Annotated in this window: 16 protein-coding genes; all 16 read left to right on the forward strand. The window is 61.9% G+C overall.

Annotated elements, in window-relative coordinates:
* Positions 1-16 precede the first annotated feature (16 nt).
* The 16 genes from JNK74_12415 to JNK74_12490 all read left to right on the forward strand — a co-directional run bounded on the left by JNK74_12415 (position 17) and on the right by JNK74_12490 (position 22,142).
* Positions 17-322 (forward strand): hypothetical protein, encoded by a 306-nt coding sequence (locus JNK74_12415; GenBank protein ID MBL7646981.1) that lies wholly within the window; start codon positions 17-19, stop codon positions 320-322.
* Positions 322-816: an NfeD family protein gene (locus JNK74_12420; GenBank protein MBL7646982.1), complete on the forward strand. Its 495-nt coding sequence runs from the start codon at positions 322-324 to the stop codon at positions 814-816. The genes JNK74_12415 and JNK74_12420 overlap by 1 nt, the downstream gene beginning before the upstream one ends.
* A 136-nt stretch (positions 817-952) precedes the next feature.
* A complete protein-coding gene (gene floA / locus JNK74_12425) occupies positions 953-1,981 on the forward strand; it encodes a flotillin-like protein FloA (protein ID MBL7646983.1) in 1,029 nt (342 codons plus the stop codon).
* Positions 1,982-2,181: 200 nt separating this feature from the next.
* Positions 2,182-2,877, forward strand: a complete 696-nt coding sequence (locus JNK74_12430; GenBank protein ID MBL7646984.1) for a hypothetical protein — start codon at positions 2,182-2,184, stop codon at positions 2,875-2,877.
* A gap of 455 nt (positions 2,878-3,332) precedes the next feature.
* A complete protein-coding gene (locus JNK74_12435) occupies positions 3,333-4,310 on the forward strand; it encodes a DUF1559 domain-containing protein (protein MBL7646985.1) in 978 nt (325 codons plus the stop codon).
* 158 nt (positions 4,311-4,468) lie between these two features.
* Positions 4,469-5,191 carry a DNA repair protein RecO gene (gene recO / locus JNK74_12440; GenBank protein ID MBL7646986.1) on the forward strand — a complete coding sequence of 241 codons (723 nt, stop codon included), beginning with the start codon at positions 4,469-4,471 and terminating at the stop codon, positions 5,189-5,191.
* 74 nt (positions 5,192-5,265) lie between these two features.
* Complete coding sequence (locus JNK74_12445; GenBank protein MBL7646987.1) at positions 5,266-5,718, forward strand: GNAT family N-acetyltransferase; 453 nt, start codon at positions 5,266-5,268, stop codon at positions 5,716-5,718.
* A 51-nt stretch (positions 5,719-5,769) separates the two neighbouring features.
* On the forward strand, positions 5,770-7,581 hold the full coding sequence (gene lepA / locus JNK74_12450) for an elongation factor 4 (protein MBL7646988.1): 1,812 nt from the start codon (positions 5,770-5,772) through the stop codon (positions 7,579-7,581).
* 2 nt (positions 7,582-7,583) lie between these two features.
* Entirely contained in the window at positions 7,584-8,432 is an 849-nt protein-coding gene (gene lepB, locus JNK74_12455; GenBank protein ID MBL7646989.1) for a signal peptidase I, read from the forward strand.
* 167 nt (positions 8,433-8,599) lie between these two features.
* On the forward strand, positions 8,600-9,973 hold the full coding sequence (lepB, locus tag JNK74_12460) for a signal peptidase I (protein ID MBL7646990.1): 1,374 nt from the start codon (positions 8,600-8,602) through the stop codon (positions 9,971-9,973).
* Between the two features lie 135 nt (positions 9,974-10,108).
* Positions 10,109-12,151, forward strand: coding sequence for an SUMF1/EgtB/PvdO family nonheme iron enzyme (locus JNK74_12465; protein MBL7646991.1), 2,043 nt, complete (start codon positions 10,109-10,111; stop codon positions 12,149-12,151).
* Positions 12,148-13,152: an alcohol dehydrogenase catalytic domain-containing protein gene (locus JNK74_12470; GenBank protein MBL7646992.1), complete on the forward strand. Its 1,005-nt coding sequence runs from the start codon at positions 12,148-12,150 to the stop codon at positions 13,150-13,152. Before JNK74_12465 ends, JNK74_12470 begins: the two co-directional genes overlap by 4 nt.
* A gap of 76 nt (positions 13,153-13,228) precedes the next feature.
* Entirely contained in the window at positions 13,229-14,404 is a 1,176-nt protein-coding gene (locus JNK74_12475; protein ID MBL7646993.1) for an AAA family ATPase, read from the forward strand.
* Positions 14,401-14,973: a DUF4276 family protein gene (locus JNK74_12480; GenBank protein MBL7646994.1), complete on the forward strand. Its 573-nt coding sequence runs from the start codon at positions 14,401-14,403 to the stop codon at positions 14,971-14,973. Before JNK74_12475 ends, JNK74_12480 begins: the two co-directional genes overlap by 4 nt.
* A 464-nt stretch (positions 14,974-15,437) precedes the next feature.
* Positions 15,438-18,605 (forward strand): PD-(D/E)XK nuclease family protein, encoded by a 3,168-nt coding sequence (locus tag JNK74_12485; protein MBL7646995.1) that lies wholly within the window; start codon positions 15,438-15,440, stop codon positions 18,603-18,605.
* Positions 18,606-18,791: 186 nt separating this feature from the next.
* Positions 18,792-22,142 carry a UvrD-helicase domain-containing protein gene (locus tag JNK74_12490; protein ID MBL7646996.1) on the forward strand — a complete coding sequence of 1,117 codons (3,351 nt, stop codon included), beginning with the start codon at positions 18,792-18,794 and terminating at the stop codon, positions 22,140-22,142.
* The last annotated feature ends 135 nt before the right edge of the window (positions 22,143-22,277 follow it).

Below are 22,277 nucleotides of genomic sequence, written 5' to 3' on the forward strand. Positions count from 1 at the left end.
AAAGCTGGTTTATCACATGCACGACTCACTGCTTCATATGCTGCGCGCCCTCTTGAAGGAAATGGACTATGTGCAATCCCAGGGCGCGGGATACTACAGTTGCTCACCCTTCGCAAAGCGCTTCAACAAGCTCGCCGCGGAGGCCGCGCGCAGTCTCGGCGAGGACAATTCGCTGATGCGCAGCTTCGAGCCCCTGGATGAAACCGACCCGAAAGACACGGCGGACAAAAGCAAGCGCCTGTTGGGAATCCGTATTGAAATTGGCCAATTGATCGCGCTGCTGGAATCGACCACGCCGCAAACCCGGGAGTCTGGAATCTGATGTTCTGGCCGCTTTTCCTTTTCTTTCTGGGCATATCCCTGATCGTGCTCGAGTTTGTCCTTCCCGGCGTCGTCTGCGGCATCGGGGGTGTGGTGCTCCTCTGCATTTCCGCAGTTATGGGCATCGCCGCCTACCCCGACTATACCTTCATGATCATCATGGGCGAGTTCATGGGCGTGGCCATCGGCATAGGGATTGGCCTGGTCCTCCTCTCCAAGACCAGCAGCGCCACCGGTCTTGCCCTGGGCACCAGCCTCTCGGAAGAGTCCGGCTACGTCAACCTGCCGTCCAACACCGGCCTCGTAGGGCGGCGCGGCCTCGTCATGACCGCCCTGCGGCCCTCCGGCACCATTGTGGTGGACGGCGAGCGTCACGACGCCGTGTCCGATGGCGACTTCATCAATGAGGGTGAAACGGTCCGGGTTACGGAAGTGCACGGCAACCGTGTGGTCGTCGAGCGATGCGATGGTATCGGCGCCGAATTGAATGCATAACACGTCCGGGTGCGGGTTTGGGCCCGCGTCCGGTTTGTCCACGCCCCGGAGCGCGCTCGGCGCCCACTCTGAAGTGTGGATTTGAGCAGATAGAACGGCGTGCCGCCGCGCAGGGAGAACGTGGGTTTTCCGGCGTATGGCGGCGCCAAGGGAAAGGAAGAATACCGTGGGTGACTATCTCTGGATTGTGTTTATTGTCGGAGGCATCGTGTGCCTCATTCTGGCGGGCGTGCTGTTCAGCTTCCTGTCGCTCTGGATCCAGGCGCTCGCCTCGGGCGCCAAGGTCAGTATGCCGAGTCTGGTCTTCATGAAGCTGCGGAAAATCCGGCCCCAGACCATCGTCTACAGTCGAATCAACGCCGTGAAGGCCGGTATCAACCTCGGGGTAAACGAGCTTGAAGCCCACTACCTCGCCGGCGGCAACGTCCAGCGCGTGGTGGCCGCCCTTATCGCCGCGAACAAGGCCAACATTCCCCTCTCCTTCCAGCAGGCGACGGCCATCGACCTGGCGGGTCGCGACGTGCTTGACGCAGTGAAGACCTCCGTAAACCCGAAGGTCATCGACTGCCCCGATCCCACCCGGGGCACGGACACCGTGGCCGCCGTGGCCATGGACGGTATCCAGCTCAAGGCCAAGGCCCGCGTGACCGTGCGCACGAACATCAACCGCCTGGTGGGCGGCGCCACGGAAGCCACCATCATCGCCCGCGTGGGTGAAGGTATCGTGACGACCATCGGCTCCTCCGAAACGCACAAGAAGGTGCTCGAAAACCCCGACATGATCTCCAAGACCGTGCTCGCGCGCGGCCTGGACGCCGGTACCGCCTTCGAAATTCTCTCCATCGACATCGCCGATATCGACGTGGGCGAGAACATCGGCGCCCACCTGCAGATCAAGCAGGCCGAAGCCGACAAGCAGATCGCCCAGGCCCGCGCCGAAGAGCGCCGCGCCATGGCGAAGGCCCGCGAAGCGGAAATGCAGGCCCAGGTAATCGAGATGCAGGCGAAAGTGGTCGAGGCCGAATCCGAAGTGCCCCGCGCCATGGCGGAAGCCTTCCGCAGCGGCAATCTCGGCATCATGGACTATTACAAGATGAAAAACGTGATGGCCGATACCGACATGCGCGCTTCCATCGCCAAGACGGACGACGACACGAAGAAATAGGAGCCGCTCGGCGCACACGCCCCAGGGCGAATGCGCCACCGTACCCAGGGCCAGAGGTAAGACCTGCAGGGACGGTAGAGACAATAGCGACAACAGGATTTGAATCCCCTGCCGTCTCTGAAGTCCCTGCCGTCCCTGAAAACGGGGCAAGGGTCTCAGGCATTGTTCAGAATTCCCCAACCCAAGGGATGGTAATTCCAGTGGAAGAATTCATCGGGTTAATCATATTCGGCATCATCGCCGCCATCAGCGGCCTGGCCAAGCTCCAGGAGCAGCGCAAGGAAGAAGAAGCGCGCAAGCAGCGGGCCAATCGACCGAGTGTGGACGAACTCCCGGAGGCTACTCGCCGCATGCTCTATGGCGACGGCGGCCCCCCCGTGGCCCGTCGCCGGGGCGAGGGTCCGCCGCCGCCGCCCGTAGCCGTACCCCGCGCCGAAGCGCCTCGCCCGGCACCCCAGCGTCGCCCCGTGCCCCCGCGCCAGCAGACTGCCCCCGCGGGTCCACCCTGGCAACAACCGCCTCAGCAGCCCGCGCCCCAGCGCCAGGCCCCCCCGCGGCAGCAGGCTCCTTCCGCACCGCGCCCTGTCGCCCAGCCCCTGCCCCAGCGGCAAGACTGGCGGGAAGCGTCGCCAATGCCCCAGGCTCGCGAGCGCCGACCGGACTACCGCGAGTCTTCGGTCGTTTCGAGCGAGCATTCCCGGGAGCAAGCCCGGTCCGCCGAGGAAATCATTCGCGAAGAAGAACGCGCTCGCGGCGGCAGCGCGCCGAAGCCCGCCAAGTCGTCCACGCGCATGAGCCAGGCCCAATTGTTCCGTAGTCTGGCGCGCAATAAGAACGCATTGCGTGCCAGCATGATCACCATGGAAGTCATGGGACCGCCCAAGGGCCTCCGTTAGGCCCGGTCGCCCTCCAACCAACGACGTACACACCGCGAGTCCCGCCCGAGCGGATGGGATTCGCGGTGTTTCGCTGAAGGGCAAGGTCAACGCCCCTTTTGAGGGGCGTCGGCCGACATCAGCCTCCACGGTGCGTGCCCGCGTCCCTCGACCGCGCCGGTCCGCCACGGTGATGGGTTTGCGTAAAGGCATCGTTGCTTAAATACAACTTTACGAGATTAGAAGTCGCCATTTCTCCTCAGTTAACAGGGTATTGCGTTTTTGTGCGATTCGATCTATGCTTGACCCCAGATTGACCTGAAAACAGGCGATGGCAGCAGACCAGGGTCGTTGGGGAATGACCAGATCGGAGAGGAGGTGTGACGCGCTGGCCTAACCAACTTTCAGGGCAACCTCGAAGTGCTCTATCTCATCAGCCGAATTCATACTTACCGATAATTAAGGATCGTAACCTCATGAAAAGAAAAGGCTTTACCCTGATCGAGCTGCTGGTGGTCATCGCCATCATCGGCATCCTCGCCGCCATCCTGCTGCCGGCGCTCGCCCGCGCGCGGGAAGCGGCGCGTCGCGCCAGTTGCCAGAACAACCTCAAGCAGTGGGGCCTGGTGTACAAAATGTTCGCCAATGAATCCAAAGGACAGGTCTGGCCCTCGCGCGGTCCGGATTATCGCGATCCCGCGTCCGGCACCTATGACGGTCCCAACGGCTGGGAAATTGCTCCGGAATACCTCACGGACGCCAACATCTACTGGTGCCCCTCCGATGCGGAATCTGATGGCACCGGTGATCGCCAGGGTCAGTCGCTGGACCGCTATATGAGCACCTGCACGCACCAGGAGCCTGGAATTCCCGGCCCCGCGGTTGGTCAGAAGTTCGTCCGTCTGCCCGTTTTCAGCTACGTCTATTACGGGTATTCTCTCACCTGGAATCAGGCCGATCCCGGGCTGACGGCCGGCACCGGCACCATCTGGGGCGCGTTCCCCGGATCGCTCAATGGTTTCTGGCTGACCACCGTGCAGTTCAACGCCTCCCAGCCCGCCTGGGCCAACTGGACCAAGGGCGGTCACCTGAGCGACATCAGCAACATCAAGTTTGAAGACGGCACCACGGGCACGGTCAATCGCCTCCGCGAGGGTGTTGAGCGCTTCTCCATCACGGACATCAACAATCCGGGCGCCTCGGCTACGGCCCAGTCGACCATGCCGGTCATGTGGGATACAACGATCGCCTACAGTCCCGCCTACAAAGTCGTGCTTGACGCCGTGGGCGCGGGCGCGGATTACAACCCCAGCGTGGTCGTGGACAATTTCAGCCACGTTCCCGGCGGCGCGAACATTCTCTTCATGGATGGTCACGCGGAATTCGTGAAGTATCCTTCCGATAAGATGTGGCCCGTCAGCAAGAAAGCCAAGGACGCTGGCGCCTACACCTGATAGTTGTCCCGTCATCCCGGCCAGCGCCCCACCGCGGGGCGCTGGCCTTTTTGCTGTGCGTCGACAACTTGCCGCGCAAGTCTTTGAAATGGTAGGCTTTGTGTCCTGTGGGCCGCATTCCGCGTCGCCCTGATTCGGCTTGAAGTGAGGTAGTCCCCGTGTCCCAGGAGAAGTCCGAGGCCCATGTGCTTCGTGCGGTCGACTTCAGCGAAACGAGCCGGATCGTGACCTTTCTGACACCGGAGCGCGGCCAGTTGGCCTGCATTGCAAAAGGCGTGCGACGAAAGAACAGTCCCCTCGCCTCGGTGCTGGGCACCATGAATCGGGTGGAGCTGGTGTATTACTGGAAAGAGGGGCGTTCCGTGCAGACCTTGGGGGAGGCCAGCCTGCTGGAGCCCTTTGCGCGGATCAAGTCCGATCTGGAGCGGGGGGCCTACGCGGCCTTCCCCCTGGAAATCGCCCTCAAGGTTGCCCATGAGAATGAACCCTGCCGGACCTTCTACGACGCCCTTTCCCATGGTCTTTACAGCCTGAACGCCTGGGATGGCCCCGCCCGCGACCACTGCTGCTGGCAGGCCGCCCGACTCCTGGCGGCGGCGGGATTCACGCCCGAGCTCTTCGAATGTGTGCAATGCGGGCGTGAAATAGGCGATAATTGCGGCTTCGACTTCGGCGCGGGTGTCGTCTGCGGCGCGTGTACGCCGGATCGCCGCATCGACCGGGACATCCTGGGCGATCTGCGATCGGTCTTTGCGATGGAGTCGTCCTGTCCGCCCCTGGCCTCGGCGGCGATTTCCTTCCGGATCATTCGCACCTTCGCGATACGCCAGACGGAAACCGACTACCGGAGCCTGCGCGTGCTGGACGACATGTTCGTCTAGCGCCCGGACGGTCCATGGCAGCGCATATGAAAGGCAGCCGCCCGTCGGGGCGTTCGATGATAACACTGGAGCCCTTGTCCGAGAAGAATTTTGTGGCGGCGACGAAGCTGGAGGTGTCCTTCGATCAGGCGGGCTTCGTGGCGCCGAACGTGTTCACCATCGCGGAGTCGAAGGTGTTTAACTACCTCATGCCCCGGGTGCTTCGCCGCGGAAGGAAAGCCATCGGCTTCGCCCTCTACGGGCAGGATCCGGAGACGGAGCGCTACCACATACTCCGGCTGATGATAGGCGCGTCCTATCAGGGCCGGGGATTTGGCCGCGAGGCCGTGCGCCTGCTGGTGTCGGAAATCCAGGCGAGAAACGGCGGGTCCTGTCCCGTGTACCTCGGCGTGGCGCCCGGCAACGGGCGCGCGATCCGGCTCTACGAGGGCATGGGCTTTGAGGCGACGGGCGAAGTGGACGGGGGCGAAGTAGTTTATCGACTGAATGAAACGAAGGCCGCGCGGATGAGCGGCCGCGAAGCTTAACCGCGCCGGGCATTGGCCCGCGCTTGCCAGTTTTAACCGAAGGCCCCTTTGATGGCTCAATCGCACATTCGTAATTTCTGCATTATCGCCCACATCGACCACGGCAAGTCGACGCTCGCCGATCGCCTGCTCCAGTTTACGCACACCATCGAAGATCGCAAGCTCAAAGAGCAGACCCTCGACACGATGGATATCGAGCGGGAGCGCGGCATCACGATCAAGTCGGTGGCGGTGCGCATGGAGTACACCGCCAAGAACGGCGAGACCTACATGCTCCACCTGATCGATACGCCGGGTCACGTGGACTTCGCGTACGAGGTCTCGCGCAGCCTGGCCGCCTGCGAGGGCGCGCTCCTCCTGGTGGACGCCGCCCAGGGCGTGGAGGCCCAGACCCTGGCCAACGCCTACAAGGCCGTGGACCAGAATCTGGAGATCATCCCCGTCATCAACAAAATCGACCTGCCCAGCGCCGATATCGAAAACGCGCGCCGCCAGATCGAGGACCTGATCGGCCTCGACTCCGACGAGGCCGTGCTGGCCAGCGCCAAGTCGGGCATTGGAACGCAAGACGTGCTCGAAGCGGTCGTCAACAAGATGCCCGCCCCCAAAGGCAACCCGGACGCGCCCCTGCGCGCGCTGATCTTCGACGCCTCCTACGACAGCTATCGCGGCGTGATCGTGTACATGCGCGTGGTGGACGGCAGCATCCGCAAGGGCCAGAAGGTGCAGTTGATGTCCACGGGCATCAAGTATGACGTGGCCGAGGTGGGCTGTTTCACGCCGGCCATACGCGCCCTCCCGACCCTCGAAGCCGGCGAAGTGGGCTATATGATCTGCAACATCAAGACGTTGCAGGACACCAAAGTGGGCGATACCGTCACCGATGGTCACAAGCCCGCCGCGGAAGCGCTGCCGGGCTACGAGGAAGTGAAGCCCGTCGTGTTCTGCGGCATGTACCCCGCCATCGCCACGGACTACAACGAGCTCCGGGACGCCCTGGACAAGCTGAGCCTCAATGACGCTTCGTTCGACTATGTCGCGGACAGCTCCGACGCCCTCGGCCTGGGCTTTCGCCTGGGCTTCCTGGGCCTGCTCCACATGGAGATTATCCAGGAGCGCCTGGAACGCGAGTTCAATCTCACCCTCGTTTGCACCATGCCCAACGTGGCCTACCGCATTACCAAGACGGACGGCAGCGAGACGATCCTGGAGAAGGCCTCGCAGATGCCGCCCGCGGGCGAGATTCAATTGTGCGAGGAACCCTATATCGAAGCGGACATCATGTGTCCCACGGAATACCTCAGCACCGTCATCGACCTCTGCAAGAAAAAACGCGGCATCCATGTGCGCGTGGACTACATCGACGGCAACCGCTGCATGGCGGTCTATCAAATGCCCCTTTCGGAAATCGTGGTGGACTTCTACGACAAACTCAAGTCCTACACCCGCGGCTATGGATCGCTGGATTACCGGATCATCGGCTATCGCCCCGGAAACCTCGTCAAACTCGACATTCTCTTGAACTCCGAATCGGTCGACGCCCTTTCGGTTATCGTCCACCGGGACAACGCGGTGACGGTGGGCAAGGCGCTGGCCTCCAAACTGCGCACCTTGATCCCGCGTCAGCAATACGAAGTGGCCATTCAGGCCGCCATCGGCGGCAAGATCATCGTGCGCGAGACCGTCAAGGCCATGCGCAAGAACGTGACGGCCAAGTGCTACGGCGGCGATATCACCCGCAAGCGAAAACTGCTCGAAAAGCAGAAGGAAGGTAAGAAGCGCATGAAGCAAGTTGGAACCGTGGAAGTGCCCCAGGAGGCCTTCATGGCCCTCTTGCGCGTCAGCGAAGATTCGGACCGGTAACCATGGCAGAAAAGACCGAGAATCCCGCTGCGGCTCCCGCCGAAGAAGCCCCGCGCCCCGGATGGTTGCGACAGATTCGCGAAATCGCCATTCTGCTCCTGGTCATCTTCACGATCAAGGCCTGCATCGTCGATCAATACAGCATTCCCTCCGGTTCCATGGAGCCCACGCTCCACGGCAACGAGAACATGTTTCTGGGCGATCGCGTGCTGACGAACAAGCTGCTGTTTGGGCCGCGCATCCCCTTCACCACCATCCGCCTCATGGACTGGTGGGAGCCGCAACGCTGGGACATCGTGGTGTTCAAACCCCCGGCGGGCGGGAGCGAGCATCCGCGCCTGATCAAGCGCGTCGTGGGCCTGCCGGGCGAGCGCGTTCAGTTGAAGGATGGCAAATTGCTCATCAACGGCGAGGTGGTGCCCTTTGGCAAGACCATGCCGAAGGACTTCGAGGGGTACTGGGGCTATGCCGAGATTGAGCGGGCCTCCCGCCTGGCCCCCGAGCCCGAGGCGCGAGCCGCTTTTACGCAGATGCTCCAGAAATATCCGCCCAAGTACGGCTGCCTGCCGGGCGATGAGTACCAGGTCGTGCCCGAGGGCCACTACTTCATGCTGGGCGACAACAGTCTCAACAGCGTGGATGGCCGCATGTATGGATGGGTGCCCCGGGACCACCTCTATGGCCGCGCTTCGGCCGTGTTCTGGCCCATCGGCCACGCACGGGATTTCACCGGCTTTTCCCACACCTGGTGGGGCAAGCTGCTCCTCTTCGGCATTCCCACGCTGATCGTCGGCTTTGAAGTCCGCCAGTGGCGAAAAGAGCGCGCGGAGAAGTTGGCGCGGGCGAAGTAGGGAAAAAGAATGGCGCGGGCACGGAGCTTACCGGACGGCAGCGACTGCGGGGGCGGCCGTAGTCATCGTTCCTGGTGTCGCTGCTGTCCCTGTTGTCCCTGCAGGCACGGCGAGGCAGACTTCCGCATGCAACGCCAGCGGGTTTTCAATCAGTTTACGGAGCCATCATGGGCAATTCGCAGGAAACACCAGAGACGCCGAAGCGAGACCGCGGCCTGAGCCTCTACACGATTGGCGGCGGCGCGCTCGCACTGTTCGGCGCGGCGATGCTGCTCGCGCACCGATTTACCAGCGTGGAGCTGCCGGACTGGGCGTACTACTGCGCGGTGGGCGCGCTGGTGCTGGGCATCGTGGAGTGGGCGCTGGGCCGCATGACGCCCGAAGCCGCCTGGGAGTGGAACAAAAGTCTGATCTTCGCCCTGGGGCTCGCCACACTCATACGCTGGCCCATCGCGGAGCCCTATCGCATCCCTTCGGGCTCCATGGAGACTACGCTCCACGGCGATCCGGCCTTCGGCAAGGGCGACCGCGTCTTCGTGAACAAGTGGATCTACGGCGTACGTTACCCTTTCATGAACAAGCGCATCTGGCAGGGCAAGGCGCCGGAGCGCTGGGACATTGTAGTATTCAAATCGGTGGAGCCCGACGCCGAGCACCCGACGCTGGTGAAGCGAATCGTGGGGATGCCGGGCGAGCGCATCCAAATCCGCGGCGGCCACATATACGTGAACAATCAGGAACTGCCCATTCCGGATTTCATGCCCGAGGGACAGTTCTACACGGCGGGTTTTGGCATGACCTACGGTGTGCGGCCCGAGCCTGAGTATTCCGTGGTGCCGGAGGGGCACTACCTCGTGCTGGGGGACAACAGCGCGAACAGCCGCGACGGCCGCTACTTTGGCTGGCTGCCCAATGAAAACATCGTGGGCCGGGTGGCCTCTATCTGGTGGCCGCCGCCCCGGTGGCGCGACTTTACGGGGTTCTCTCAAACGTATTGGTGGAACGGGTTGCTCTTCATGCTCACACTGCTTTGCATCGTACGCCTCTTTTTCGGGTGCTCCTGGCCGGTCATGAACGAAGCCGGCGACGGGGTGGACCACCTCTTCATCAGCTTCATCGCCTTCGGCCTCCGCGTCCCCATGACCACCCTGCGCATCGCGCGCTGGGGACAAGCCTCGCGGGGCGACTGGGTACTCTATCGGCCCGTGGGCGAAGTGGCCCGGGATTATGACCACCTTCTCGGCCGCGTCGTGGGGTTGCCGGGCGACGAGGTCCATATTGAAGAAGGCCAGTTGATCGTGGGCGGCGTCGCCGTGAAGGCCGACTGGCTGGATCGGCCCATCGCAACTTTGAAGGGGTTGGAGCCGACGGACAACGGCAAGGTCCATGTGGCGGAAGGCCAGTTATTTATTTTGACCGACAGCCCCGAAGATGAATCCGCCATCGACAGCCGCGTGATGGGTACCGTACCCGCCTCAAATCTAGTCGGGCGAGCCACGGGTATCTGGTGGCCGCTGAAGCGGGCAAGGTCCGTTAAGTAAGCCTATCGAGATTCCGCGCCATCGGCAATCGGGACGCGGCGTTCCTTCCCTTGAAAGTAACGTTGAAGCCTTCGGTAGGGGCCGTTACAATCGTGGTCGCTGCCACTTTTGTTCCCGTCGGAGGACTTTCTCGTCATGCATCGCTTCGCACTCGCTTTTCTTCTCGCCGCCGCCATCGCGCCGGCTCAGGCTCCCCTGCCCAATTCTCCCACCCACACCAACAGCCTGGAGATGACCTTCGTCCGAATCGAGCCCGGCACCTTCACCATGGGCGCGGACACCACGCCCCTGCCGGAATACCTTTCGGAGGGCCAGTCCAACATGGTCAATGGCGATTTCGACGAGTTGCCAAGTCATTCGGTGACTATCAGCCAGCCCTTTTACCTCGGCGCGACGGAAGTGACCAACGCCCAGTACGAGCAATTCGATCCGGATCATGTGGGCCTGCGCGGAAAGCTTGGATTCTCAAAGGAAGACGACGAAGCCGTCATATTTGTGTCGTGGGAGGAGGCCCAGGGCTATTGTGCCTGGCTCAGCGAAAAGGAGGGCCTGCCCTACAGGCTGCCCACGGAAGCCGAATGGGAGTACGCGTGTCGCGCTGGAACCGAAACCCACTTCAACACTGGCGCAGCGCTGCCGACCTTGTATTACAAGAATCAAGTCCGGACCTGGTACCCCGATCCCTTTCGGGTTGAACACTATCCCCGCGACTATGAGGCCGATCTGGTTTCCCTGGCGGTCGGAAAGACCCCGGCGAACGCCTGGGGCCTGCGCGATCTCCATGGGAATGTGGAGGAATGGTGCCTGGATTGGTATGGCCCCTACGAATCGGGCGCCCAGACCGATCCCGTGGGCCGGGCTTCCGGCCAGTTTCGCGTCACCCGCGGCGGGAGCCACGGCACCCTGCCCTACTATCTGCGCTCGGCCAATCGCAGCGGCAACCTGCCCCAGGACAAGCACTGGCTGATCGGTTTTCGCGTGGCCCTCGGCGCATTGCCAAAGACGGCCCCATTGGCGCCGACACCGCCGCCGATTCACCAGCAGAACGTGCGCAAGGAAATTCCGGGGAATCTCGCCGATGGCCCCGACCCCGCCGTCCCCTGGTTTCAGGCGCCGAAACGCTATGTAAATATCCCCGAAAACTCCCAGGGGCCGCTCTATTCCGAGCACAACCATGACCCCGCGCTGGTGGAATGCCCCAATGGCGATCTGCTGGCCATCTGGTATTCGACCGTCCGGGAGCAGTCCCGCGAGCTCGGCCTGGCCGCCGCCCGCCTGCGCCATGGCGCCGATCACTGGGAAGACGCCGCGCCCTTCTGGGATGCGCCCGATCGCAACGACCACGGCCCCGCCGCCTGGAACGATGGCGAGGGTAACATTCACCTGTTTGTGGGCCTCTCCGCCGCCGCCACGTGGGGCAATCTGGCCGTGGTCACGATGAGCTCGGCCGACAGCGGCGCGACCTGGACGGAGGCCCGGATCATCATGCCGGAGCACACCACCCGCCACCTGCCGGTCGAGTCCGTGTTTCGCATGGCCGACGGCACGTGGCTCCTGCCCTGCGACGCCCGCTCACAGGGCCAGGGCGGCACCTCGGTCCACCTGAGTACGGATAAGGGCCAAACCTGGAACGACGCGGGCGGAAAGCTCGCCGGGATCCACGCGGGTGTGACGCAGTTGCGGGACGGCCGCCTCTTTGGTTTCGGGCGGGGAGACAACGTGGCCGGGACCGACGGCGTGATGCGCATGCCCCAGAGCGTCTCCGACGACCGTGGAAAAACCTGGACGGTCGCCGCCAGCCCCTTTCAACCGATTGAAAGCAGCCAACGCCTGGTGCTCATGCGCCTTCACGACGGCGCCCTGCTCATGGTGTCCTTCGCGAACGAACCCGAAAGCATGACCGATGCGACGGGCGGCACGAGCCAGTGCAAGGGACTCTTTGCGGCCCTGTCGGTGGACGATGGCGCGACATGGCCCGTAAAGCGCCTCGTCAGCGATGGATCGGGAAAGACCCTGGAGTGGATGGATGGACATCCCTTCTTGATGACCAACACGGAAGGCGAACCCAAAGGCTATATGAGCGCCTGCCAGACGCCCGACGGGGTGATCCAGTTGATCAGCAGCCGTCAGCACTACGCCTTCAACCGCGCCTGGATTGAAGCGGGGACGAAACCATGAAAGCGATCTATTTCAACGGACCGGGCGCTCCGTTCGACCTGCGCGATGCGGCCATACCCGAGCCGGGTCCCGGCGAAGTGCGTATCCGCACCATGGCCAGCGGAATATGCGGCACCGATGTCCACTACTGGCGGGGCGATCTCGAAGTTGCATCGCCCTGGGTATTTGGCCATGAACCCGTGGGCACGATCGACGCACTGGGACCCGGTGTGACCCGCCTATGTACGGGAGACCGCGTGGGGGTGTCGTGGGTTCAGGAAGGCTGCGGGCGCTGCCACACCTGCCAGAGCGGCAAGCCGGACTACTGCGCCGGTGTGCAGACCTGGATGGAGCTGGGCGGCGGCCACCGCGACTTCATGATCGCCAGAGCCGCGGGCTGCACGCTGCTGCCCGACGGGCTGGACTGGCCACTCGCCGCGCCCCTCTTCTGTGCGGGCTATACCGTCATGAGCGGCTACCGCAATGCGCGCATGCGACCCGGTGACCGCGTGGCGGTCGCGGGTGTGGGTGGACTCGGCCACATCGCCATTCAAATCGCGAAAGCCCACGGCCACGAAGTCATCGGCGTCACCGCAAACGAGAGCAAGCGCTCCGAGATTCTGGCCCTGGGCGCGGACGATGTGCTGGTGATCAAGGAACACGCGGGCCGTGAACTCACAGCCATGGGCGGGGCCGATATCGTGCTCTCCACGACCAATAACATGCGCCACAACAGCGAGCTGCTCTTCGGCATCCGCGACGAGGGAAAACTCGTTTCCATGGCCATCAGCCCCGAGCCCATCACCGTGGACCCGCTCCACCTGCTCAGCCACCAGATCTCACTCGTCGGGTCTCAGCAGTCCAGCCGCGCCGATCTCGTGGAAATTCTGGAGCTCGCGGCAAGCGGCAACGTGAAGCCCGCAGTCGAGATTTACGCGCCAGAAGAAATAAACGACATCATGACACGCCTGGAAGCGGGCAAGGTGCGTTATCGCGCCGTGTTGGATTTTGCTGGGCGGTAAGTAGGTCGCGGATTCCTTTCACTGTGATACCATGAAGGAAGACTTTGCGCCGTTTCCTTTTCCGAAAGCAATAGCTATGCAGATTGAATCGCTGAGAATTAAGAACTACCGCCTCTTTCGCGATGCCAGCTTCGATGATCTCGAGAAACTTGCGATTGTGGTCGGTGCCAACGGCACCGGCAAGTCCACTTTGTTTGATGTCTTCGCATTTCTTCAGGAAGCACTGAATCGGAATGTCGCTGAGGCCATTTCCAAGCGTGGAGGATTGCGAGAGCTGGTGAGTCGCGGGTGTGCCGGACCGATAGAATTCACCATCAAGTTCCGTGAAACGGCTGGCTGCCAGACCATCTATCAACTTGCGATTTCGGACGAACACGGCCAGGCTGCCATCGTTCGAGAACGCGTCTACCTATGTAGCCGGGCTAACGAAAAAACTTGGCATCTGCTCGATTTTGCGATGGGAAAAGGAACAGCGATTACAAACGAGCAGGAGTTCAGCGAGTCCCATTCGGTCGAGGAGACCATGCAATTTGCACTAAAGGACCTCTCCGCCCTCGCCATTAAAGGTCTTGGCCAGTTCATGGGGTTTCGAATTGTTTCGGAGCTACGCAGCCTCATAGAGAATTGGCATGTCTCTGATATTCGCATTGACGATTTCGGGCCCAGCCATGAGGCCAGTCACGCAGAGCATTTGTCAGTTCGTGGAGACAACCTCGCACAAGTTGCCAGGCACTTGTATGAGCACCATCCCGACCTGTTCAACGAGGTACTGACTCGAATGCGCGAGCGAATCCCTGGCGTGAATCGCGTGGAGCCACGCACCACAGAGGACGGTCGCCTCGTGTTGCGATTTCAAGACGGGAGTTTCAAAGATCCTTTCAGCTCCCGCTACGTCTCCGATGGCACGCTCAAGTTATTCGCCTATCTCGTACTGCTCTACGATCCCGCTCCGCACCCGATGCTCGCCGTAGAGGAGCCCGAGAACCAACTATATCCGGAGCTATTGTACGAGCTCCTCGAAGAGTTTCGTGACTATGCCCGACGGGGCGGCCAGGTGTTTGTCTCCACCCATTCTCCCGACTTCTTGAACGGCGCAAAGCTCGATGAAATCTACTGGCTGGTGAAAGAAAATGGGTTCACCACGGTGAGGCGCGCCTCGGACAGCGAGCTTCTACGCAACTTGATACAGGAGGGCGATATCCCCGGCACCCTATGGAAACAGGGACTCTTTGAGGGAGCCGGGCTTCGATGAGCCGGATCGTCGTTCTCCTGGAAGAGCGCTCCATGAAGACGTTCCTCGATCAGTTGCTGCCGAGGCATTTTCCCGACTTGTCCTTCCTTTGCTTGAAGCATGAAGGAAAGCAAGACTTGGAGCGGAGTATCCCGATCAAGCTTCGAGCCTGGAATGTGCCCGGCGATTGTTTCATCGTCTTGCGCGACAACGATGGTGGTGATTGCAAGTGTCTAAAGTCGCGGCTTTCTTCGCTCTGCCGGGAAGCCGGGCGGCCAGACACCGTCGTCCGGATCGCATGCCAGGAGTTGGAGGCGTGGTACCTCGGCGAGCCGGACGCGCTTGCTATGGCGTTCGAAAACGACTCTTTACGCCATATTGGCGGCAAATCGAAATATCGCGATCCAGACAGCGTTCCAAGTCCGTCCGAAGAGTTGCAAAGTCTTGTGCCCGAATTCCAAAAGGGTTCTGGCGCTCGAAAGATGGGGGCCTGCATGTCGATGGGGCGAAATACGACGGGAAGTTTCCAGGCACTTATATACAGCGTTCAAGTGCTCCAGCAAAGCCCAGATCGCTCGCAGCCTCTGTAAAGTTCAACAATCGCCATCGCCTTCGGCGTGTTATCCTGTTGTCCAAGGAGATTCACGACATGCTGCAATGCCTTATGCCTTTGCCAGTCGTTGAAACTCGTAGTCCCGCCATCGCTCGCAGTCTCATGCCGGGATCAGAGCACGCCATACGTTGCCACCTGTGGAACTTGATTGCGGACGAATCGTGCGGGCCTCGTCTCCACAGTCCCACATGAGGCTGGCAGTGCGTGATTCACGATCCGCAAACCCGCCAGCACCACCGATGCGCAATGCGGCGTTGAGGTGGAGCCGTCTACGAGTCGGCAGGACGCAATGGCGCGCTACCGCGTCTGGGTCGCTGCGCTCCGATTGTTTCCGAGTAGCGCCCACTCTGATCATTTCGTCAGCATGGCCGCATCGTCCGATTGACTCCCCGCCACCAGCCCGCTACCATAGCGCAACCAACACGGCAGGGAGACAACACGGTGGCCGACAAGCGAATCAAGATACTCTGCGGGCCCAGCGGCAGCGCCCGGACCCCGCGTATCGATGCCCTCCTGCGCGAGTTCACGGGCACAGCCCGGCTCCTGGTGCCTTCGCGGAGTCATGCCCGGATTCGGCGAGATACACTCCTCGCCACCCAAGGCTGCCCCGGTATCTGGGGCGCGCCGGTCGTCTCGCTGACGGATTTTGCTGAACAACTCTTGAGTCGCGAGGGGATCGCGGTCAACCGCATGGATTCGTCCTTCCAGCAGCGCCTGATTATGGAGCATTGCCTGGCCGAGGTGGCGGTGGAGTTTCCCGACACACCGCTGGTGCGCATCGCGAGGACCCCGGGACTCGTCCGCCATCTGGTGATGGTGATCAACGACCTTAAACAGGCCGCCATCGAGCCGGAGGCCTTTGCGGACCGCGTCAAGACCACCGAGCATCCGTCACTCTTCGATGACGGCGTCGCGGCGGTCTACGCGTTCTATCAGGAGATGCTCCTCGGCCAGGGGCTTTACGATGTGCCCGGCCTCTACTGGCATGCCGATTATTTCGCGTCGCAGGACCGACCCAGGATTCTCGACGGTGTCACCACGCTGCTGTGGGACGGCTTCGACGACTTTACACCCTCGGAATTTCGCCTGCTCCGCTCGCTGGTCAATCATGTGGACGACGTGGTTGTCGGGCTCAACCTGGACCAGTCGCCCGATCGCCAGGACCGCTATGCCCTGCCGCGCACGACGCTGCAAGAACTGCGGGAGCACTTCGATTGCCAGGTGATCGAATGCGAAGCCCCGGAAGTGCGCAGCCACGCCGAGTATGCCGCTCGCCACATTTTCTGGCGCGAAGAGCCGACGCTACCGGAGGGAATCGACGCGAATCTCACCCTGATGCCGTGCAGCGATTCGACCCATGAACTCGAGAGCATTGCGCGGCGGGTGAAGAAGTTGATCGTGGACGAGGGCGTACGCCCCGCCGATATCGCCGTAATTTTTTGGAATCTCAGGAATACAGGCGGTGCCCTGCGCGGTGTGTTTGATTCCTTCGGCATACCGTGTCAGCTTGCGGAGCAGCGTGCCCTGGCGGAAACCGTGCTCGGACGTACGTTGATCAACTTGTTCGCGGCGACCGACTGGGAGCGCGAATCTATCGTCGATCTGCTCCATGCCCCGCACCTGGGCACGAAACTGGGACATGCACCCGAAGCCACCGCGTACTATGCGCGCCGCGCGCAGATACTCGATGGTTATAAGAACTGGGTCTATCGTCTGGATCGCCTGAAACGTCAACTGGAACGGGACGAACGGGATGATGCCCGCGCGATGCTGACGCGTCGTCCCGATGCGGTTTCCGATCTCGAGGCGCTGCTCAATGCCATCGAGCAACTCCAGACGCTGCAGCAACAACTGCCCGCGAAATCGACTCAGCACGATTATGCGCTCCAGCTCGACAAACTGCTCGGCGCGCTGGTGCTCTCTGACGACAATCCCTTGCTCGTGGCGGAAGACGATCCCGCCCGCGAGGGCATTTACGGCCTGCTGGAGATGCTGGCGGATGCCCCCGGCAGCGATGTAGTGGAGATGACACGCGATGATTTTCTCGCGCGCCTCACCCAGGGCATGGAGGAGCTTTCCTGCACCCTGCCGGGAACCATGGGCGGCGTGGTTTGTCTCGATGCGAATCAGGCGCGCAACCAGTGCTTCGCCCATGTTTTCGTGGGTGGCATGAACGAGGGCCAGGCCCCGGCCACCCCCTCGGGCAATGCGGTCTACCCCGAGCGCGATCGAGAACGCCTCCAGGAAGCGGGCATCCCTATCGAGAGCAATCAGGCGCACCACGCGCGGCAGCGCATGCTCTTCGGCCATGTGCTGGAATGCGCGGGCGAATCCCTCACGCTGTCGTGGCAGCTCATGCAGGACTCCGGTCGCGAGGCGAGCGCCAGCCCCTTTCTCACCGACGTGCGCGAGCTTTTCCCCGAGTCGGCGGGCGTGGTGGCGCCTTACCCAAAGGCCGATAGCTTCCTGCCCGCACCCGGATGGATAGCCTCTTCCCGCGATCTGGTCAACCGCTCGTTCTACGATGCGCCCGATCTCGCCGTGCCCTTCCCGGAGCTTTGCACGCCCTGTATCGCCGGCGTGTCCGCCGAGGCGGAGCGCCATTCCGACGCCCCCTTTGGGACCTTCGATGGCGTCCTCAGCGATCCGGCGCTGGTGAAGGCTATCGCGGCCGACTATGGCGAGGAGCATGAATTCAGCGTGAATCAGTTGGAGACCTGGCTCTCCTGTCCCTTCAACTTCTACGTAAATCGCATTCTGAAGCTAGAGGAGAGCGAGGCCCCGGACACGGCGGTGGGTCCCCTGATTCGCGGTGGGATTATGCACCGTGTTCTTCAGGATTTTCATCAGAATTTCCTCGGGCTGCATATTCGCGACATCGGCCTGGAGAAGGCGCTTGACTTGATGGAGTCGCTGGTGGAGTCCGCCTTTGAGCATCAGGACTGGAGCGACTGCGCCGCGCCGCGCGGGGCCGTGCTGGCGGAAAAGCTTCACATGCAAAGCCGCATGAAGCGCTACCTCCGCATTGAGCACGCGCAGGAAAAAGAGCAGGGCTGGAAGCCCCTCCATTTCGAAGTGGGCTTTGGCCGTGCCGCAAAAGCGGACGAGGTCGGGCCTTCCAAACCTGAACCCTTCATCATGCAGCGGGAGAGTGGCCCCGTGCGCTTCACAGGCCGCATCGACCGTATTGATCGCGATGGAAACGCGGCGCGGCTCATCGACTACAAGTCTGGCGGCGTGCCCGGGTCGGGAGACATCACGCGGGGCGACAATATTCAGCTCTCGGTCTACGCCGAGGCCGTGGAACAGCATCTTATGCCGGGTAGCCAATGCACCGAGGCCCGCTACCTGAGCGTGGGCAAGACGGATCGCCGCGAGGCTCTGGGGATAGGCGAGAAACGCTACAACTGGCCCAATCGCGTTGAGAACACGCACGCGGCTATTGATCGTGCGGTGGCGGGCATTCGCGGCGCGTACTTTCCGCCCGAGCGCGCGGGCAGCAGTTGCTTCGGCTGCGGGCACGCCCGGGCGTGTCGGCATGAGGACGCGCGGATTGCGCGGAAATTAGGGTTGCCGGAGAGCGAGGGGGAGACCGAGAGGGATGAATGAATTGACAATGGACAATGGACAATTGACAACGAAGTTTCGATCGCGCGGGAAGGCCTGCTATCTCGGAGGTACTCTGGCGCGAACCAACAAGGAACGGCTACGACGTCTCTTGCGGCTATTCTTCGTTGTCCATTGTCAATTGTCCATTGTCAATTCCGATTCGTTCATTGTCGATTGCGAAGCGCCATGAATTACACCCCCCAACAACAGCAGGCCATCGAATCTCTCGCGCGCTATATCTGCGTGGACGCGGGGGCCGGCTCGGGTAAGACCCGCGTGCTGGTGGATCGCATCGTCCATCTGATTGCGACGGAACAGGCGCGCCTCGAAGAGATCGTGGCCATCACGTTTACGGAAAAGGCCGCGCTGGAGATGAAAGAGCGCCTGCGCAAGGCCTTCCGGCGCAACGCCCCCAAGGACGACCCCATCGCCTTCAGCCAATGGCGCGATCTCGAACGACGAGTCGACACCGCCCACATCACCACCATCCATGCCTTCTGCTCGCGGCTCCTTCGGGAGAACGCCCTGTATCTCGATCTCGATCCTGATTTCGGTTTGATTTCGGATGCCGAGACCGCACTGATGCTCCAGGAGGCTGTCGAGTCCGTCATGATCAGTCTCCTGGAGAAGAACGACCCCGCCATGCTGCGCCTGGCGTCGAGCCACACACTCACAGAACTGCAGGGCCTGTGCAAGGGCCTGTTGCTTCAGCGCGGCGTGGTCGATCGGATTCGGCGTCGCGGCGGGATGGAAACGCCCGAGTCCGTGCTGGCCACCTGGCGAGCCCAGTGCGATATTGAGCAGGCGCGCTACCTGAGCGATTTGGGACGGAATTCCCGCGTCAACGCGCTGCTTCTGGCGCTACGCGGTTTTGCCCGCCTCTGCGACGATCCCGAGGAAGGCCGCGAAGCGTGGCGCGCGTCCATGGTCGACGGCCTTGAAGCGCTGCAGGCCGGCGTGTCAATTGACGCGGCGGGGGATATTCTCCGTGGTTTCCTTAAGAATCCCTTCGGCAATGGCAAGAAGAAACTCTGGCCCAGCGAGGAAATCTACGATGCCCTCGCCGATCTTCAAAAGAAGGTGACCGAGTTCGCCCAGGCCAGCCTGATGGAAGGCAAGAACTACACTTTTGATGATGCTCTCACGGCTGAATCGGCCCAGCTCGTCAGCGATCTCCTGCAACTTGACGACAAAGTTAATGCGGCGTATGAAAAGGCCAAGCGCGATGCCAGCCTGCTCGATTTCGATGATCTGGTGCTCTTCGCGCTGAAGGTCTTGCGCGACAAGAAAAATCTGCGTCAGCAAACCGCGAAGCGCATCAAGTTTCTGCTCCTCGATGAGTTTCAGGATACCGACGGCCAACAGCTTGAGTTGGCGCGACTGCTCCACGACGAGCCCGAGGGCCCGGCCCTCTTCATAGTGGGCGATCCGAAGCAGTCCATCTACTACTTTCGCGGTGCCGAGGTCGAGATCTTTCATCAGGAGCGCGACGCGTCCAGCGAGATCGTGCGCCTGGACCGGAACTTCCGCTCCCTGCCTGATGTGCTGGGCTTTGTGAACGATTTCTTCCAGCACTCCAATCTATTGTGCGCGGTGGAGCGCTACCAGCCCATGGGCGTGCAGCGGACATCCGCGGGCGGCGCGCGCGTTGGCTTTATCGTCAGCGATCAGCCCCAAGACTTCGTCGGCACGTGGAACGTGGCGGATTACCGTTCCCTCGAAGCCGCCCAGATTGCCGCTCAGATCCAGCGGCTATGCGCGCCCGATTCCAAGGCCACTATTGAAGACGAGCACAGCGGAGCGAGGCGTCGTCCAGACTACGGCGACATTGCCCTGCTCTTCCGCGCCACCAGCAATGTGGGGCTCTACGAAGAGGCCCTGCGCAAGGCGGGCATCCCTTACACCGTCGTGGCGGGCGCGGGCTTCTATGAGCGCCAGGAAGTGGTGGATGTGATCAACATCCTCAAGGTCCTGTCAGATCCCTGGGACGAACACGCGCTCCTCGCTTACCTGCGCGGTCCTGTCGTGGCCCTGTCCGACGACGATGTCGTGCGCCTACGTAATCAGGGGACGCTCACGGAGGTGGCCCTGGGAGAAAGGATTCCCGAGGGGCTCACCCATCCCGAGCGGTTGCTGCGTGCAAGGGCGATAGTTCGATCGCTCCGCGAGCAGCTTGCGGGTCCTCTGCCCGCTTTGGTCGATCATCTGCTGGAGATCACAGGGATCGAAGCGGTCCTGCTGAGCCAGTTTCTCGGCCTGCAGAAGGCCTCCAACGTGCGCAAGCTCGCCAACCTCGCGCGGGAACAGGCGGGGCGCGGCAATTTGAGTCTGCGTCAGTTCGTGAACTACCTCGACGAGGTCCACGCCTATCAGATCCGCGAGGGCGAAGCGGGGCTCCAGCCCGATGGCGAAGGCGCGGTCACGCTGATGACGATCCACAAGTCCAAGGGCCTCGAATTTCCCGTGGTTTTCCTGCCCGACATGGCCCAGGTGGCGAAGGGCCCGAAGGAGCATACGCTCCAGATTCACCGGCAACTCGGCATCACCCTGCGTGTGGCGCGGGGCGATGGGGATCGGGCCGACACGCGCCTGGGCGCGCTCATAAAGCGCCGTATCAAAGAGGAAGAAGGCGCTGAATCCGCCCGCGTGCTCTATGTGGCCCTTACGCGCGCGCGCGACATGCTCTACCTCTGCGGACAGGCGGACGCGAGTCTCGGCACCTGGTTTCAAGCCTTTGATCTCCTCCACGACGTCAGCGGCGCGACCCATGGGCAGATAATCGCGGGCAGCGGCTGGGAGGCCGAAGTTATTCGCAACCTGCCCGAAGCGCGGGGCGTGGCGGCGGTGAAGTCGATCAAGTCCGACGAGGATATCGAGGCCATGCGCCGCCGCATCGTGCCGGCTGCCCTTCCATCGCGTGTTGTAGAATCTATTTCCGTGTCGAAGTTGCTGACACTTATGGCGGCGGGCGCGGAAGATCCCGAGGAAGAGCATTACGAGCGTTCGAAGAGAGAAGAAGAGTTTCGCCAGTTCGCCATGGATCGCGGCACGCTGGTGCACCGCATGTTCGAGGTATGGGACTTTGCGGGACCGGCGCCCGATGTGCGGAGTCTCGTCCGCGCGGCAGGCCTTGGCCTCGGTCGACGCGGCGCGCTTGAGGAGGAGCTGGCGGCGATTCACGGCTGGTTCAGCGCGTCCTCGCTGGGTGCGCGACTCGCGGGTGAGAAGGGGCTCCTGCGCGAAGCGCCTTTCAGCCTCCGCATCGGCGATACCATCGTAAACGGCACCATCGACCTGGCCCTCAGCGACGGGACCATCATTGACTACAAAACGGGCAAGATAAAAGACGAGTCCAGCGCACGTTATGAGAAGCAATTGCTGCTCTACGCCGCGGCGTTGCGCGATCTCGCGGGTGTCGCGCCGAAGGAAGGCTTTCTGGTTTATGTCGATGCCCACGAAGTGAAGCGGGTGGAGTTCAGTGGGGACCGCATCGCAGCCACATTGAAGGAAGCGGGGGAGGCGCTGCCGAGGGACTGACGCGCCCACGAACGCGACGAATTGCGAAGCGTTTTCCAGTCAAAAGTACTCCGAGAATAGACGACGTGAAGTCTCCGGGCGTGGCTGTCCCGTCGCGAGCGGAGGAGACGGAATCTATTATTTTCATTGGGGAAA

The organism is Candidatus Hydrogenedentota bacterium, assembly GCA_016791475.1.
Lineage (GTDB): Bacteria > Hydrogenedentota > Hydrogenedentia > Hydrogenedentales > JAEUWI01 > JAEUWI01.

Bases quoted from the DNA above. Each gene is read 5' to 3' on its own strand.
- JNK74_12435 (MBL7646985.1), top strand. From the start codon at position 3,333: ATGAAAAGAAAAGGCTTTACCCTGATCGAGCTGCTGGTGGTCATCGCC.
- JNK74_12465 (MBL7646991.1), top strand. From the start codon at position 10,109: ATGCATCGCTTCGCACTCGCTTTTCTTCTCGCCGCCGCCATCGCGCCG.
- JNK74_12470 (MBL7646992.1), top strand. From the start codon at position 12,148: ATGAAAGCGATCTATTTCAACGGACCGGGCGCTCCGTTCGACCTGCGC.
- lepB (MBL7646990.1), top strand. From the start codon at position 8,600: ATGGGCAATTCGCAGGAAACACCAGAGACGCCGAAGCGAGACCGCGGC.
- JNK74_12490 (MBL7646996.1), top strand. From the start codon at position 18,792: ATGAATTACACCCCCCAACAACAGCAGGCCATCGAATCTCTCGCGCGC.
- JNK74_12475 (MBL7646993.1), top strand. From the start codon at position 13,229: ATGCAGATTGAATCGCTGAGAATTAAGAACTACCGCCTCTTTCGCGAT.
- JNK74_12480 (MBL7646994.1), top strand. From the start codon at position 14,401: ATGAGCCGGATCGTCGTTCTCCTGGAAGAGCGCTCCATGAAGACGTTC.
- floA (MBL7646983.1), top strand. From the start codon at position 953: ATGGCGGCGCCAAGGGAAAGGAAGAATACCGTGGGTGACTATCTCTGG.
- lepA (MBL7646988.1), top strand. From the start codon at position 5,770: ATGGCTCAATCGCACATTCGTAATTTCTGCATTATCGCCCACATCGAC.
- JNK74_12415 (MBL7646981.1), top strand. From the start codon at position 17: ATGCACGACTCACTGCTTCATATGCTGCGCGCCCTCTTGAAGGAAATG.
- JNK74_12420 (MBL7646982.1), top strand. From the start codon at position 322: ATGTTCTGGCCGCTTTTCCTTTTCTTTCTGGGCATATCCCTGATCGTG.
- lepB (MBL7646989.1), top strand. From the start codon at position 7,584: ATGGCAGAAAAGACCGAGAATCCCGCTGCGGCTCCCGCCGAAGAAGCC.